This window comes from Bacillus cereus (assembly GCF_007678085.1).
Taxonomy (GTDB): domain Bacteria; phylum Bacillota; class Bacilli; order Bacillales; family Bacillaceae_G; genus Bacillus_A; species Bacillus_A cereus_BE.
The window spans coordinates 682,776-698,128 of the sequence record NZ_VEDW01000002.1 but is presented as its reverse complement, the minus strand read 5'-3'; the positions used below and the strand labels follow the sequence as shown (position 1 = coordinate 698,128).

Genomic DNA, 15,353 nt, shown 5'->3' with positions numbered 1-15,353 from the left:
CCCTCACAGAAAAGTGAAAGGCAGCTTATTTTTCGCTGCCAAACCATTTCTTCACTAATTTATCCATTTCTCCATTTTCTTGCATTTTTTTAATTACTTTATTAAATTCAGCTGTTTTATCACTGTTTTTCGGAAGGGCAATTGCTGCTCCTACTTCTTCTGGTGCTTCTTTAATTTCAATTCCTTGTAATTCTTTCATTTTTTCTAAATAATTTTTAGCAACCGTGTCTTCTATAATTGCAGCGTCAAAACGACCAGCTTTAATTTCTTGTACGATTTCTGGTATACGGTCACGTCCCTCAACTTTGAAATCTACTTGTTTTTTAAATTCTGCTGCTTTCTCTTCTTGAATTGATCCTGTTTGTACCCCTACTTTTTTTCCTTTTAAATCCTCTACAGATTGAATGTTAGAATCCTTTTTAGAAACGACCATGTTTTTCGCAACAAAATAAATATCTGTGAAATCAACATTATTTTTACGCTCTGCAGTTGGCGTCATACCTGCCATTACGAAATCAACTTTTCCTGAGCTAAGAGATGCTAATAAACCACCAAAATCCATATCTTTCACTTTCACTTCATAACCAAGTTCTTTTCCGATATATTTAGCAACATCAACATCAAAGCCGATAATTTCATCACTTTTTGAAGCTTCTACGTATTCATACGGTTTATAATCTGCTGAAGTCCCCATAACCAGTACTTTTTTATTTTTTTCAGTAGCCTTTTCTTCCCCATTACTACAAGCACTGAACATACTTACAATTAAAATAAGTGCAAACGATATTGATAATAACTTCTTCATCTTTCTTCCCCCTAATAATGTATATTTAAAAGTTTAATATAATATTTATTCGATGTTTGTATTGTATCAGCACTTTCATTTTTATGCAATATATAAAATAAAAATAAATAAAATAACAACATTAATAATGTTTTTTATGTATAAAATAATGCATAAAAAAACAAAACTATGCATGTCCTATAAATTTTAATACTAAATAAAAAAGGCGGTACATCCACTTCATTGTGGACGTACCGCCTTTTCGCTTATACTTATAGTTCTTCACAATTCTCTTCGAAATAAGATTGTAGTTTTGCAATAACTTGCATCGGTTCATGACCTTCAATTTCATGACGCTCTACCATCGTTACAATTTTCCCATCTTTTAATAAAGCAAATGATGGAGAAGAAGGTGGATACCCTTCGAAATATTCACGAGCTCTTGCTGTTGCTTCTTTATCTTGACCTGCAAACACCGTTACAAGATGGTTAGGACGTTTATCATAATGTACAGAATGCGCAGCAGCAGGACGAGCAATACCACCTGCACAACCACATACAGAGTTTACCATTACAAGTGTTGTTCCATTTCTTTTAAACGCTTCTTCTACTGCTTCTGGCGTCGTCAGTTCTGTATATCCAGCAGAGACAATCTCTTCACGCGCTTGGCGGACAACATCATTCATAAAAAAGTTAAAATTAATCAATCTTTTCCCTCCTCTAAAACTACCTATTTGTATCTTACCAGTTAATGTTTATGAAATACAAGTAAGTTTACTTGTATTTGGGCATGGAAAAGGTGTTAGAGCAGGGCTCTAACACCTTTTCTTAATGACCACGATGTTTTTGCTTTGCTTTTTGTACTTTGATTAAACGTCTTCTTTGTTTTTCAACCTCTCGCTTCTCTTTAGACCGCACTTTCTTTTCTTGTTTATGCAGTTCATAAGATAAGCCAATTGCCTCTTGTGCCTTAGTAAAATGTTTTACATTTACTTCTTTTGCCGCTTGTCGTATGATACGTTTTATATTTTTTGGACGTTGTTTTTCTTTTACTTCCACACCGCATTTTGCAACGTGCTGGAAATATGCTAACATTGGACCATTCACAAATAGAAGTACTTCTTCATCTGAAGGTTCCATTCCAAAAATATACCGTGCTCCATACAAGTTCCCTTTTTCTTTATGCGTAATAATTCCTACGAAAAATTGACCATCGTGATATACTGTCAAATCCATTGACAGCCCCTCCTTTAAAAAAATTAGAAATACTGGACATCCCGGAGGGGAAGGTTACTGACATGAAATCATGCGTCTGGACTACCAACCAGAACTGTGTTTTTGTATTTCTTTCACTATTATTATATCTTTTTTTCCATAATCTTCATATATTCACCAATCATTTTTTTATGCGATCCTACAATATAATCAGGTAGTTCTGTTAGTGGGAAGAATGTAAGCTGAACCGCTTCTTCTTTATTCACAACAAACTCGCCTTCGTATTCCTCGGTATAATAGGCTGTCGTTACAGATTGAAATTCATCGCCGTTTGCTAATTTTGTAAAATAATTCGCTCCAGAAAATACGTTGATTAATTGTAGGTTCTTCACTTTTATTCCTGTTTCTTCGTATACTTCACGGCAAGCTGTTTCTTCTGGTGATTCGCTAAGCTCCATTAATCCGCCAGGCAGCCCCCATTTTCCATAAGGCTCTGTTCTTTGTTGTAATAATACATATCCATTTTCATTTATAACGAGTACAACAGCACCAACTAAAATTAAAGGGCGATGACCAACTATTTTTCTTAATTCTTCTACATATCCCATCGTATCCCTCCTTTTTCGTTGTCCACACTATTGTATCATATGTATGAAACGACAAAATGCGTATATTTATCATTTTTTTAACAAAATATTTATTTTATGTGCTTCATCTACTGTAGCTAATAGAATGGATTCAACTTCTGCGTTTTTCTCTAGAAATTCTCTCGCCCACTCTTCTGTTTTCCCTAATAAAGCAAGAACATCTTTCTGAATGCCCCCATCCTTTACTAATACAAAAGAAACTGGAGATTTTTCCCCGCCACTTTCAGATCCATTCGCGAAACTGCTTCATATTCTGGATATTGAAATATAGAAACAACACCGCTCGCTTCCCATAATGCAAATTTAATCGTTTGAATGTCGCTCACATTTCGCATGCGAAGTTCTGAAAATAAATATTCTACCGTAATTCTCGCTTTTTTCAAATTGCTAAAATCAATGGAACCATTGTGTATAAGAATAATAGGTGCTGGCTCTAAAAAACGTCTCCATCTATCTCATTTCAACATTAAGACTGAGCTTATAATGTGAAGTACAACGAGTATGAACGTTGTAATCATTGAGCCAAGTAATCCTACTTTTTCATCAGATAATGCGTTAGAAATATTCCCGCCAAGCAATAACACTAATACAACATCTAAAAAACGAAGTTGTGCGATGGACCTTTGCCCCATCGCTTTCGCAACTAATATTAAAAATATGTATGCTATAATAGCCCGAATAACCCATTCACTATTAGAAAGATGCCGTGCCCCGTCAAAAATATGCAGATGCATCATTTTGCACTCCTTACCCGTCTCAAACTGCTATTCTGTTTTAGTTTGCAACGTTTAAGAGCATATAAGTAAAAAAGCTGATTCGTTTAAAAACGAATCAGCTTTTTTACTTAACAGAAAACATATACTTTTTATACGTTTTTCGTACCGATAATATAAGACCCATCATAATCATATTTGAGAACAAGGAACTTCCCCCATACGATAAGAAAGGTAATGCAATCCCTTTTACAGGCATTAATCCAACGATCATACCGATGTTTTGGAATATTTGAACCGTTAATATCCCAATTGCTCCAGCACATAATAATGTACCGAATAAATTATCAGCAGAATAACCGATAATAATTGTTCGATATAGTAATAATAGGAACAAGAAGACAACTAACGCTGCTACAATAAATCCACCTTCTTCAGCAATTGTAGCGAAAATAAAGTCAGTATGCTTCTCAGGGATATAGACATTCCCTTCACCAAAGCCTTTCCCTTCCATACCGCCACTACCTACAGCTAAAATCGATTGCTGTGTTTGATAACCTTGATCGGCATTTTCAAATGGATTTAACCAACCTACAATACGTGATTGTTGATGAGGTTTTAGTAACGTAACTAAATTATTAAAGAAGAAATCCTCATACCTTACGTAAATAAATATTAACGTAGATAATACGGTCACCGGAATAACTGTACATAACGCTATCAATTTCTTCTGAATACCTGACATAAATAAAATACATGCAATAGCAGCAGCATATAAGAACACCATCCCTGTATCCGGTTGGCTATATACAACAGCCGTAGGAGGAATAGCTACTAACATTACCTTCCCTATTAGTATTAGGTCTGTTTTAAATGTTCGAACCATATACTGTGTATTATGTTTTACTGCTAAATTTGCTACTAGCATAACCAGTGCAATTTTGAAAAACTCCGATGGCTGAATAGCTCCAATTGCAGGAAACCTAAACCATCTTTTTGCCCCAAGTATTTCAGGTGTAAAGTTCGAAACTGGTAATATCTTCAATAAAATAATCGAAGCAAATGTAGCAATATACAATGGCCAAGATAGTTTTTGTAGCTGATCTGAATCAACACTTGCAACAAGAAGCAACATTACAATTCCAATTATGTAATTAATACCTTGTTTCAAAGCAAAATTCTCAGCTCCATATTGGCCCGTTTGCTGACTGCTATATATAGCAGCTATACTCGTAACACATAGTGCAAACAAAATTAATATTAATTTTACATCTAAACTTTTTAAAAACTCGGTACTTCTTTTCATGACATCCTCCTGAAACATTGTTACAGCAAAATAAAAAACCAGGAGTCAACATTCTTCATGTTTTGACGACTGATTACACATTATCTATAAAACACTTATATAGAATAACTCTCTTTTTCATACAATACAATATATTATACTACAGTTTCGTCAGTAAGATTTGCCAAAAAAATTATTCTTTTCTTATTTTATATCTATATACCATATATCAGCAATGTATTTTCGTAAATTTCTAATACATACTCATTCATTGTAAGATTGCCGGGAAAAGTGTTGTACATATAGTAGGATGGAAATGAAGAAATAAGATGATAAAAAGCTCGCATAAGCGAGCTTTTCATTAATATACAGATGTATTATTTTCTGACGTATTTTCTAGAATTTCTTTTACACGTCCTAAGAACTTACCACAAATTAGGCCATCTAGTACACGGTGATCAAGTGATAAACATAAGTTAACCATATCGCGAGCACCGAACATACCATTATCCATAATTACTGGGCGTTTTACAATTGATTCAACTTGTAAAATAGCCGCTTGTGGGTAATTAATAATACCCATAGATTGAACAGAACCGAATGACCCTGTGTTATTAATTGTAAATGTTCCGCCTTGCATTTCGTCCGCTTTTAACGATTTCGTACGTACTTTTCCTGCAAGTTCTGTAATTTCACGAGCGATACCTTTAATCGTCTTCTCGTCCGCGTGTTTAATTACTGGTACAAATAGTTCATCCTCTGTTGCAACAGCGATAGAAAGGTTAATATCTTTCTTCTGAACGATCTTATCGCCAGCCCACATTGAATTGATTTGAGGATACTCTTTTAACGCTTGTGCTACTGCTTTTACGAAGAAAGCAAAGAACGTTAAGTTAAAGCCTTCGCGCTTTTTGAAATCACCTTTAATTGAATTACGGTATGACACAAGGTTTGTCACATCTACTTCAATCATCATCCAAGCGTGTGGCGCTTCGTGTTTACTACGTAACATGTTCGCTGCAATTGCTTTACGCACACCTGTTACTGGAATTTCGATATCGCCAGGCATTGTTGGTACAGAAACTGGTTTTGTAGCTTCTACTTTTTGTGCTACCGGCGCTGCTTTTGGTGCTTCTGGACGCGCTTCTACTACTGCTGCTACCGCTTCCTCTTTCTTCGCACCTGCTTGCGGAATATTCCCAGATTCCACTAGCTTTAAAATATCTTTACGAGTGATACGGCCATTTGCTCCCGTACCTTCTACTAAATCTAAATCAACGTTATGCTCACCCGCAAGTTTTAAAACAGCTGGTGAAAAACGTGGTTTTCCATCAGTTGGTTGTTTTGCTTTCGGTGCTTTTTCAGGCGTAGCTACTTCTGCCTTTGGTTCTTCTTTTGTTTTTTCCTCAACAGCTGTCGCTGCTACTTCATCTGCGCCTTCTACTTGAATCACACAAACTACTTCACCTACAGCTAACGTATCACCTTCACCAGCGATTAATTCCTTCACAATACCAGTGAAAGAAGATGGTACTTCAGCATTTACTTTATCAGTCATTACTTCTGCAAGCGGATCATACTTATTTACGTGATCGCCAACATTAACGAGCCATTTACTAATTGTACCCTCTGTAACGCTCTCCCCGAGCTGAGGCATTGTGATATTTTCTACAGCCATGTATAGTCCCCCCGATTAAAATTCCGCAAGTTCACGCATTGCTTTTTCAACTTTATCTGGATTTACCATAAAGAATTTTTCCATTGTTGGTGCATATGGCATTGCTGGAACGTCTGGACCTGCAAGACGTGCGATTGGCGCATCTAAATCAAACAGACAATTTTCAGCAATAATTGCTGCCACTTCACTCATAATACTTCCTTCTTTATTGTCTTCTGTTACAAGAAGAACTTTACCTGTTTTAGAAGCCGCTTCAATGATTGCTTCTTTATCTAATGGATATACAGTACGTAAATCAAGAACGTGTGCAGAGATACCATCTTGCGCTAACTTTTCAGCTGCTTGAAGTGCAAAGTGAACACATAATCCGTATGTGATAACAGTAATATCATCACCTTCGCGTTTTACATCTGCTTTTCCGATTGGTAATACGTAATCATCTTCTGGCACTTCACCTTTAATTAAGCGATATGCACGTTTATGTTCAAAGAATAATACTGGATCTTCATCACGAATTGCTGCTTTTAATAAGCCTTTTGCATCATATGGTGTAGAAGGGATAACTATTTTTAAACCTGGTTGGTTTGCAAACATCGCTTCCACAGATTGTGAATGATACAATGCACCGTGAACCCCTCCGCCAAATGGCGCACGAATTGTAACTGGACAAGTCCAATCGTTATTAGAACGATAACGAATTTTTGCTGCCTCAGAAACAATTTGGTTTACTGCTGGCATGATGAAATCAGCAAACTGCATTTCAGCGATTGGACGCATACCATACATTGCCGCACCAATTGCTACCCCAGCAATTGCAGATTCTGCAAGCGGTGCATCAAGCGCACGATCTTCACCAAACTGATCATACAAACCGTGTGTCGCTTTAAATACGCCACCTTTTTTACCAACATCTTCACCTAAAACGAATACTTTCTCATCGCGTTCCATTTCTTCGCGCATTGCTAATGTAATAGCATCAATATAAGACATTACAGCCATGAAACGTTCCCCCCTATTCTGCGTATACGTGCTTCAATGCATCTTCAGGTGCTGCATACGGAGCATTTTCTGCATATTCTGTTGCTTCATTTACGATATGCATAATTTCGTCTAACATTTGTTTTTCAGATTCCTCAGTTAACACGCCAGCTTCTTTTAAATAAGCAGCAAATGTTATAATTGAATCTTTTTTCTTTGCTTCTTCTACTTCTTCTTTATCACGATAAACACGATCATCGTCGTCACTAGAATGTGCTGTTAAACGATAGGATACTGTTTCAATTAAAGTTGGGCCTTCACCACGACGGCCGCGGTCTGCAGCTTCTTTTACAGCTTTATATACTGCAAGCGGATCGTTTCCGTCTATTGTATATCCAGGCATACCGTAACCAATTGCACGATCTGATACATTTTTACATGCTAATTGTTTTTCAACTGGAATTGAGATTGCGTATTTATTATTTTCACACATGAAAATAACAGGTAACTTGTGTACGCCAGCAAAGTTTGCACCTTCATGGAAATCACCTTGGTTAGAAGAACCTTCCCCGAATGTAACAAACGTTACTAAATCTTTCTTTTCCATTTTTCCAGCTAATGCAATACCAACTGCGTGTGGTACTTGCGTTGTTACTGGAGATGACCCTGTCACAATACGATTTTTCTTTTGACCGAAGTGACCAGGCATTTGACGACCACCAGAGTTTGGATCTCCAGCTTTCGCGAAAGCAGACAACATAAGTTCTTTAGCTGTCATACCAAACGCTAGTACAACACCCATATCACGGTAGTACGGTAATGCATAATCTTTCTCTCTATCAAGAGCGAATGCTGCTCCAACTTGTGCCGCCTCTTGTCCTTGACAAGAAATTACGAATGGAATTTTACCAGCGCGGTTTAATAACCACATACGTTCGTCGATTTTACGTGCAAGTAACATCGTACGGAACATTTCTAATACTTGCTCATCACTTAAGCCAAGCTCTTCATGGCGCTTTTCTTTTACTTCTGCCATTTTTCATAACCTCCTAAATCCACATTTTTATGCGTGTAACGCTTTTCCATCTACAGCTAATGCTGCTTCACCAATCGCCTCAGATAATGATGGATGCGGATGAATTGTATGTGCTACTTCCCACGGTGTTGCATCAAGTACTCTTGCAAGACCAGCTTCAGAAATCATATCTGTTACATGTGGTCCAATCATATGAACACCAAGAATGTCATTTGTTTCTTCATCAACTACAAGTTTTACGAAACCATCCGATTCACCGTATACAAGTGCTTTTCCGATGGCACGGAATGAGAACTTACCTACTTTTAACTTATAGCCTTTTTCTTTCGCTTCTTGTTCTGTTAAACCGACAGAAGCAACTTCCGGACTGCTATATACGCATTTTGATACCATAGAATAATCAATTGGTGTAACTTCTTTTCCCGCAATATGTTCTACTGCAACAATTCCTTCATGAGAAGCAACGTGAGCAAGTTGTAAACCACCGATTACATCTCCAATTGCGTAAATATGAGATTCTTTCGTTTGATAAAACTCATTTGTTTGAATGTATCCTTTTTCCACAACGATATCCGTATTCTCTAAACCAATATTTTGCGTATTGGCTTGTCTTCCTACAGATACAAGCATTTTTTCTGCTTTAAATTCTTTATTCTCACCGTTATGTTCAGCTTGAATTGTTACTCCATTATCTTTTACCAATGTTTCTGGTAATACTTTTGCACCAGTTACCACTTTAATACCTTTTTTCTTGAATAGACGTTGCATTTCTTTTGAAACGTCCTGATCTTCTAGTGGTAGTATCGTTTTCGCATACTCTAATACTGTAACTTCTACACCGAAGTCAGCAAGCATAGATGCCCACTCAATACCGATTACACCGCCACCAACGATAATAATCGAGCTAGGAAGCGTTTCCATTTTTAGGGCATGATCGGAAGACATTACATACTCTCCGTCTAACTCTAAACCTGGTAGTGAATTCGGACGAGAACCTGTTGCAACAAGTACATTTTTTGGAATTAACATTTCATTCTCTTCTCCACTTGCAAGTTCCACTGAAATTGTCCCTGGCATTGGAGAGAAAATAGATGGGCCAAGAATACGGCCAATACCTTCAAACACATCAATTTTACCTTGTTTCATTAAGTGTTGAACGCCTTTATGAAGTTGCGTTACAATCTTCTCTTTACGCTCTTGCACTTTCGCAAAATTTAGTTCTACATTACTCGCAATAACCCCGAATTCTTCGCTTTTTTTAGCAGTTGCGTATACTTCTGCACTACGTAAAAGAGCTTTACTAGGAATACATCCTTTGTGCAAACAAGTACCACCAAGATTTTCTTTTTCAACAAGTGCAGTTTTTAAACCTAGTTGTGATGCTCGAATAGCAGCAACATATCCACCAGTACCGCCGCCAACGATGACTAAATCATATTCTCTTGCCATTATCTCAACCCCTAGCTACTGTTTGTTTTTCTCGTACAACATATTCTTTCGGCGCTTCTTCTTCACGTAATACACGAAGTGCTCCTTCTGCTAATGCTTGTAATTCGTCTTCCCCTGGATGTACGATAACATCAGCAATCCAGTCTACTCGTTCTTTTATTTCATCAACAAGAATTTTACTGTAAGCAAGTCCACCAGTTAATACGATTGCATCGATTTTCCCGTGAAGTACAGCGCTAGCTCCGCCAATTTCTTTTGCAACTTGATATGCCATTGCTTTATAAATAAGAGTTGCTTCAGGATCACCTTTTTCAACCATTTGTTCTACTTTAATCGCATCATTTGTACCGATAAGGCTTACAAGTCCACCTTGTCCGACAAGTTTTTTAACCATTTCGTCTCGGTAATACTCACCAGAGAAGCACATTTCAACTAATTGTCCTACTGGTACTGTACCCGCACGCTCTGGACTAAATGGTCCTTCTCCGTTTAAGCCATTATTCACATCGATAACTTTTCCTTTTTTATGAGCACCAACTGTAATACCGCCGCCCATATGTGTAACTAATAAATTTAAATCCTCGTATTTGTGATTTAATTCTTCAGCCACTTTACGAGCAACCGCTTTTTGGTTTAATGCATGGAAAATGCTTTTACGTTCCATACCAGCAATACCGCTTATACGAGCAATCGGCTCCATTTCATCTACAACGACAGGATCTACTATAAATGCCGGAATATTTAATCCAGAAGCGATTTCATATGCTAAAATGCCTCCAAGATTTGAAGCATGATGACCGCTAAACCCATTTTTTAAATCTTCTAACATCGAATCGTTTACTGTGTATGTTCCGCCTTCGATTGGACGAAGTAATCCCCCGCGTCCACAAACTGCGTTTAACTTTGAAATGTTAATACCGTGAGAATGTAGAACTTCTAAGATCGTTTCTTTACGAAACTCATATTGGTCGATAATTCGCTTATATTTTCCAATCTGTTCTTCGTCATGACGAATAGTTTCTTCTAAAACGGGTCTTTCATTATCAAAAACACCAATTTTTGTGGATGTACTACCCGGATTAATAACAAGAATTCGATTTAAGGACACTGTTGCTACCTCCACTAATAAATTCAAAAGGAAGTGGAAACCTCATAAGAGGTAACCACACCTTTTGTAAAAGTAATATATGAATGATTAGCGACGGCTAATAATGTCGTGACCGTTGCGTAAGTATGTGCTACGAGAGTTTTTCAAGCTTGCAATGCGCTCTTCAGCTAAACGATCTGCTGCTACATAAGTTGCAATGCCATCACGTTTTGAAATTTCGATTACTTTTGCAATTGTGTCATAAATTGACTCAACACGTTTTAGTGCACGTTCTCTATTGTATCCATATAACTCGTCTGCTACGTTAATTACACCACCAGCATTAATAACATAGTCTGGTGCGTATACAATACCCATTTCATGAATCACGTCGCCGTGACGGTCTTCTTTTAATTGGTTATTTGCAGAACCTGCGATTACTTTTGCTTTAAGTTGTGGAATAGTTTCGTCATTAACTGTTGCGCCTAATGCACATGGTGCGTAAATATCACATTCAACACCATAAATTTCATTTGGCTCAACTGCTGATGCACCGAATTCTTCTACCGCGCGTTGTACAGCTTCTTTATTAATATCTGTTACGATTAATTTTGCTCCTTCAGCGTGTAAATGTTTGCATAGGTGATATGCTACGTTACCAACGCCTTGAACAGCAATTACTTTTCCTTCTAAATTATCAGTACCGAAAGCTTCTTTCGCAGCAGCTTTCATACCACGATACACACCGTATGCAGTTACTGGAGATGGGTTACCAGAAGAACCGAATGATGGTGAAATACCTGTTACGAAGTCAGTTTCTTCATGGATAATATCCATATCATCTACTGTTGTACCAACATCTTCAGCTGTAATGTAACGTCCGTTTAGTCCTTGAATGTAACGTCCTAATGCACGGAACATCGCTTCGCTCTTATCTTTACGTGGATCGCCGATGATTACTGTTTTCGCACCACCTAAGTTTAAGCCAGCTGCTGCGTTTTTGTATGTCATCCCTTTTGCAAGACGCAATGCATCTTCAATCGCCGCTTCTTCAGAATCATATGTCCACATTCTTGTTCCACCAAGAGCTGGTCCAAGTGTTGTATCATGAATTGCAATAATTGCTTTTAAACCAGATTCTTTATCTTGACAAAATACCACTTGCTCATAATCATATTTTTCTAAGTATTCGAAGATTTCTAATGTCATTGTCGTTTCCCCCTAATGTTTTACCCTATTTGGTTTATTTTGAAGCAGTCGCAACTGCCAATGCTAATGAATATACTTTTGTTTCTGCTGAATCAGCACGAGACGTTAAAACAATCGGTGCTTTTGCGCCAGCAATCATTGCTCCTACTTTTGCATTCGCAAAGTATACGAGTGATTTGTATAGCACATTTCCAGCTTCAATCGTTGGGACGAGTAAAATGTCTGCCTTACCTGCTACATCACTTACTATGCCTTTATGTTCTGCTGCAATTTGTGATACTGCATTATCTAAAGCAAGCGGTCCATCAACGACACAATTTTTAATTTGTCCGCGGCGATTCATTTGAGTTAACATCGCTGCATCAATTGTCGCTTGCATCGCAGGATTCACAACCTCTACTGCTGCAATTGGTGCTACCTTTGGCAAATCCATTCCTATTGCCTGGGCAACTTCTACAGTATTCTGTATAATAGCAGCTTTTTGTGTTACATCAGGTGCAATGTTCATCGCTGCATCTGTAACAAAAATTAGACGATCGTAATTTGGAACTTCAAATGCTGCTACGTGTGAAAGTACGCTACCTTTACGAAGTCCCCACTCTTTATTTAATACAGCTTTCAAAATATTTGCTGTTGGGATGTTCCCCTTCATAAGCACATCTGCTTCGCCATTTCTGACAGCTTTAACAGAAAGTTCTGCAGCCTCAGCACTTGACTGTGCTGCAATCACTTCAATATGTTCTGAAGTTTGTAAACCATGTTCTTGTAGCATCCCCATTATTTTTTCTTGATTTCCATATAGACGAAATTGAGCTAGCTGTAATGTAATTGCTTTCGCTACAGCTTCAATTACTTCATGATCCTCAGCTACTGCTACAGCCACAGTTTTTTTCGGCTGTCCTGCTGCTTGATCAATTAAGTGTTCTAACTTCATATTTTGTAATCAACCCTTTCCGTCGTCCCTCGCCTATTTATAAAGCAAATACCGTGCCAACTTTTAAAAGTGGTCTTACCAATAATGAAAACGCATTCAAAATGCAGTAAAATCAATACTTTGGAAAATAACAAAATATTCTGTCTTGTTTTGTCGCATTTTGTATACCATGCAATAAATTGCACGGTACGCAATTTATTGCATGCTATTTTTTGCACACTCATACTTTTCTAGCTTGTAATATAAATTTCGAACTGAAATTCCTAACGCTCTTGCAGTTTGTGTCTTATTTCCACCAAACCTCTCTAAATATTCATGAATGATATTTCCTTCAAACTCCGTCACTAAATGCTCAAGTGGCTTTTCTTCCAACTCAGGTAATAAATGAGTTTGCTTCGATTCCACCTGCTCTTCGTTATGCAATGGCGGTAAATGGTGTACATCAATATAGGTCTCGTTATAATTCATAAAGATAATAGCTCTCCCTAAAATATTTTCAAGTTCTCTCACATTCCCTGGCCATTCATATGATTGTAAATATAAAATAGCCGGATCAGTGAGTCCCTCAATATTTCGGCCATAATCTTGATTAATTTTTTGAATTAATCTTTCTGCAATCGACGGTATGTCCTCTTTACGCTGACGAAGAGATGGGATTTGAATTGGAATTTTATTTAATCGATAATATAAATCCTCCCTAAACTCTCCTGCTAGAATGGCCTTTTCTAAATTCACATGTGTCGCTGCAATTACTCGGACATTGATAGGAATCGCTTTCGTCCCACCAACTTTTACAATCTCTTTTTCTTGCAACACGCGAAGAAGTTTTGCTTGTGTATTTGCAGACAATTCTCCTATTTCATCTAAAAAGATACTACCGTTATTCGCTTCCTCAAAGAATCCACGTTTTCCGCCTCTTTTCGCGCCAGAAAATGCCCCTTCCTCATAACCGAATAATTCACTTTCTAGCAACGTCTCCGAAATAGCTGCACAGTTTACACGAACAAACTTATTATATTTTCGATTACTTCCATTATGGATGGCATGCGCAAATAATTCTTTACCCGTTCCAGATTCTCCGCGTAGTAATACTGTTGCTGGTGTATTCGCCCCAAGTTTTGCTTGCTCGATAGCCGCCGTTGTTTCATCAGAATGTCCGACAATGTCATCAAATGAATATTTCGCTTCTAACGTTCGAATAATTTGCCTTGCTCTATTCAATTCATTTGTTAACTTTTGAATTTCTGATACGTCACGAATTACACCAACGCTCCCTTTCAATATCCCATCCACAATGACTGGCGCTACGTTTACAATTACATCTCGCTTTTTTTGCCCAATCTTCATATGTATCCCTCGTACCGCCCTACGCGTTCGAAGTACTTTCATATGCATACTTTCACCTTCTACAATATCAGTTGTAGCTGGCTTTCCAATAATGTCCTCTTCTGTTAAACCTGTTAATTTCGTATACGCAGGGTTAATTACTAACCCTCTTCCTTTTTCATCCACGACCGAAATTGCTTCCTCAGACGAGTTGATAATCGCCTCAAGTAACGTTTGAATCTCCTTTAAATCTGTAACTTCTTCCGCAAGATCTACAACTTCTGTTATATCTTTAAAAATCGCAAATGCCCCTTGTACCTCTCCTCCCTCTTTTAATATCGGAATACGTGTTGTAATAATTTTCTTTTCATTCTCTAATGTCAGTTCATAATTTACTTCTATTTGTTTCGTACGTATAATACGAAGCAACTTACTAGTCGGAATAACTTCTAAAATATATTTCCCTACCGCATCTTCTTTTTTATATCCGATAATACGCTCTGCACTTTTATTAAATAGGCGGACTTGTCCCTCTCGATCAATCACAATCATACCGTCATGTGTAGAATTTAAAATTAAATCACCTTGCTGCGTCTGTTCTTCTAACTTTCCAATTAAATCTTCCTTCTCATGCGCTAATCTCGTTACAATTTTCGCAATATCACCTGGTATAAGAAGAGTATTTTTATGCTTTTTCTTTAATAAAACTTTATGTAGGTCATCATCACCTGTCATATCAAACATTACATCAATATGCATAGAAAGAAACGGCGTTACACTCTCTCCAATCATAACCCCGTATTCCTTAGCCATTTGTAATCCTTTTGCTATCGGATTTATATCAATAATCCCTATAATTTGAAATATATTCGAACTTTGCAACAGATTCAGCAGTGCGCTGCCACCTTCACCTGCACCAACAATTAAAACTTTTTGTTTCATATCTTACACTTCCTCTCGAAGTATCTCTGCAAAATTTTTCACACCCTTATCTTACTCGTTCAGCCTCCTC

At 37.4% G+C, this 15,353-nt stretch carries 13 protein-coding genes and 1 pseudogene; all 14 read right to left on the bottom strand.

The window, feature by feature from the left end:
- Positions 1-25 precede the first annotated feature (25 nt).
- The 14 genes and pseudogenes from FS742_RS12840 to FS742_RS12765 all read right to left on the bottom strand — a co-directional run bounded on the left by FS742_RS12840 (position 26) and on the right by FS742_RS12765 (position 15,283).
- Positions 26-805 carry a transporter substrate-binding domain-containing protein gene (locus FS742_RS12840; protein ID WP_144612709.1) on the bottom strand — a complete coding sequence of 260 codons (780 nt, stop codon included), beginning with the start codon at positions 803-805 and terminating at the stop codon, positions 26-28.
- A 251-nt stretch (positions 806-1,056) separates the two neighbouring features.
- Positions 1,057-1,470: a BrxA/BrxB family bacilliredoxin gene (locus FS742_RS12835; RefSeq protein ID WP_001979317.1), complete on the bottom strand. Its 414-nt coding sequence runs from the start codon at positions 1,468-1,470 to the stop codon at positions 1,057-1,059.
- Positions 1,471-1,612: 142 nt separating this feature from the next.
- Positions 1,613-2,020, bottom strand: coding sequence for a YjdF family protein (locus FS742_RS12830; RefSeq protein ID WP_144612707.1), 408 nt, complete (start codon positions 2,018-2,020; stop codon positions 1,613-1,615).
- Positions 2,021-2,142: 122 nt separating this feature from the next.
- Positions 2,143-2,607, bottom strand: a complete 465-nt coding sequence (locus FS742_RS12825; RefSeq protein ID WP_144612705.1) for an NUDIX hydrolase — start codon at positions 2,605-2,607, stop codon at positions 2,143-2,145.
- Between the two features lie 69 nt (positions 2,608-2,676).
- Positions 2,677-3,380: pseudogene (locus tag FS742_RS12820) on the bottom strand (DUF421 domain-containing protein).
- A gap of 106 nt (positions 3,381-3,486) precedes the next feature.
- A complete protein-coding gene (locus tag FS742_RS12815; RefSeq protein WP_144612703.1) occupies positions 3,487-4,665 on the bottom strand; it encodes an FtsW/RodA/SpoVE family cell cycle protein in 1,179 nt (392 codons plus the stop codon).
- Positions 4,666-5,005: 340 nt separating this feature from the next.
- Positions 5,006-6,322 carry a dihydrolipoamide acetyltransferase family protein gene (locus tag FS742_RS12805; protein ID WP_144612701.1) on the bottom strand — a complete coding sequence of 439 codons (1,317 nt, stop codon included), beginning with the start codon at positions 6,320-6,322 and terminating at the stop codon, positions 5,006-5,008.
- 15 nt (positions 6,323-6,337) lie between these two features.
- Positions 6,338-7,321, bottom strand: coding sequence for a 3-methyl-2-oxobutanoate dehydrogenase subunit beta (gene bfmBAB / locus FS742_RS12800; RefSeq protein ID WP_016086356.1), 984 nt, complete (start codon positions 7,319-7,321; stop codon positions 6,338-6,340).
- A gap of 13 nt (positions 7,322-7,334) precedes the next feature.
- On the bottom strand, positions 7,335-8,336 hold the full coding sequence (gene bfmBAA / locus FS742_RS12795) for a 3-methyl-2-oxobutanoate dehydrogenase subunit alpha (RefSeq protein ID WP_000852551.1): 1,002 nt from the start codon (positions 8,334-8,336) through the stop codon (positions 7,335-7,337).
- Between the two features lie 27 nt (positions 8,337-8,363).
- Positions 8,364-9,785 carry a dihydrolipoyl dehydrogenase gene (gene lpdA, locus FS742_RS12790; protein WP_000090438.1) on the bottom strand — a complete coding sequence of 474 codons (1,422 nt, stop codon included), beginning with the start codon at positions 9,783-9,785 and terminating at the stop codon, positions 8,364-8,366.
- A 4-nt stretch (positions 9,786-9,789) separates the two neighbouring features.
- Positions 9,790-10,893, bottom strand: a complete 1,104-nt coding sequence (gene buk / locus FS742_RS12785; protein ID WP_000056195.1) for a butyrate kinase — start codon at positions 10,891-10,893, stop codon at positions 9,790-9,792.
- A gap of 87 nt (positions 10,894-10,980) precedes the next feature.
- Positions 10,981-12,081, bottom strand: a complete 1,101-nt coding sequence (locus FS742_RS12780) for a leucine dehydrogenase (protein ID WP_000171356.1) — start codon at positions 12,079-12,081, stop codon at positions 10,981-10,983.
- 34 nt (positions 12,082-12,115) lie between these two features.
- Entirely contained in the window at positions 12,116-13,015 is a 900-nt protein-coding gene (gene yqiS / locus FS742_RS12775; RefSeq protein WP_144612699.1) for a phosphate butyryltransferase, read from the bottom strand.
- Between the two features lie 195 nt (positions 13,016-13,210).
- Positions 13,211-15,283, bottom strand: coding sequence for a sigma-54 interaction domain-containing protein (locus FS742_RS12765; RefSeq protein WP_144612695.1), 2,073 nt, complete (start codon positions 15,281-15,283; stop codon positions 13,211-13,213).
- Positions 15,284-15,353 lie beyond the last annotated feature (70 nt).

Coding starts and splice junctions, on each gene's coding strand:
- FS742_RS12805 (WP_144612701.1), bottom strand. CDS start 6,322: ATGGCTGTAGAAAATATCACAATGCCTCAGCTCGGGGAGAGCGTTACA.
- yqiS (WP_144612699.1), bottom strand. CDS start 13,015: ATGAAGTTAGAACACTTAATTGATCAAGCAGCAGGACAGCCGAAAAAA.
- FS742_RS12835 (WP_001979317.1), bottom strand. CDS start 1,470: ATGAATGATGTTGTCCGCCAAGCGCGTGAAGAGATTGTCTCTGCTGGA.
- FS742_RS12830 (WP_144612707.1), bottom strand. CDS start 2,020: ATGGATTTGACAGTATATCACGATGGTCAATTTTTCGTAGGAATTATT.
- FS742_RS12815 (WP_144612703.1), bottom strand. CDS start 4,665: ATGAAAAGAAGTACCGAGTTTTTAAAAAGTTTAGATGTAAAATTAATA.
- lpdA (WP_000090438.1), bottom strand. CDS start 9,785: ATGGCAAGAGAATATGATTTAGTCATCGTTGGCGGCGGTACTGGTGGA.
- bfmBAB (WP_016086356.1), bottom strand. CDS start 7,321: ATGGCTGTAATGTCTTATATTGATGCTATTACATTAGCAATGCGCGAA.
- FS742_RS12780 (WP_000171356.1), bottom strand. CDS start 12,081: ATGACATTAGAAATCTTCGAATACTTAGAAAAATATGATTATGAGCAA.
- FS742_RS12840 (WP_144612709.1), bottom strand. CDS start 805: ATGAAGAAGTTATTATCAATATCGTTTGCACTTATTTTAATTGTAAGT.
- FS742_RS12825 (WP_144612705.1), bottom strand. CDS start 2,607: ATGGGATATGTAGAAGAATTAAGAAAAATAGTTGGTCATCGCCCTTTA.
- FS742_RS12765 (WP_144612695.1), bottom strand. CDS start 15,283: ATGAAACAAAAAGTTTTAATTGTTGGTGCAGGTGAAGGTGGCAGCGCA.
- bfmBAA (WP_000852551.1), bottom strand. CDS start 8,336: ATGGCAGAAGTAAAAGAAAAGCGCCATGAAGAGCTTGGCTTAAGTGAT.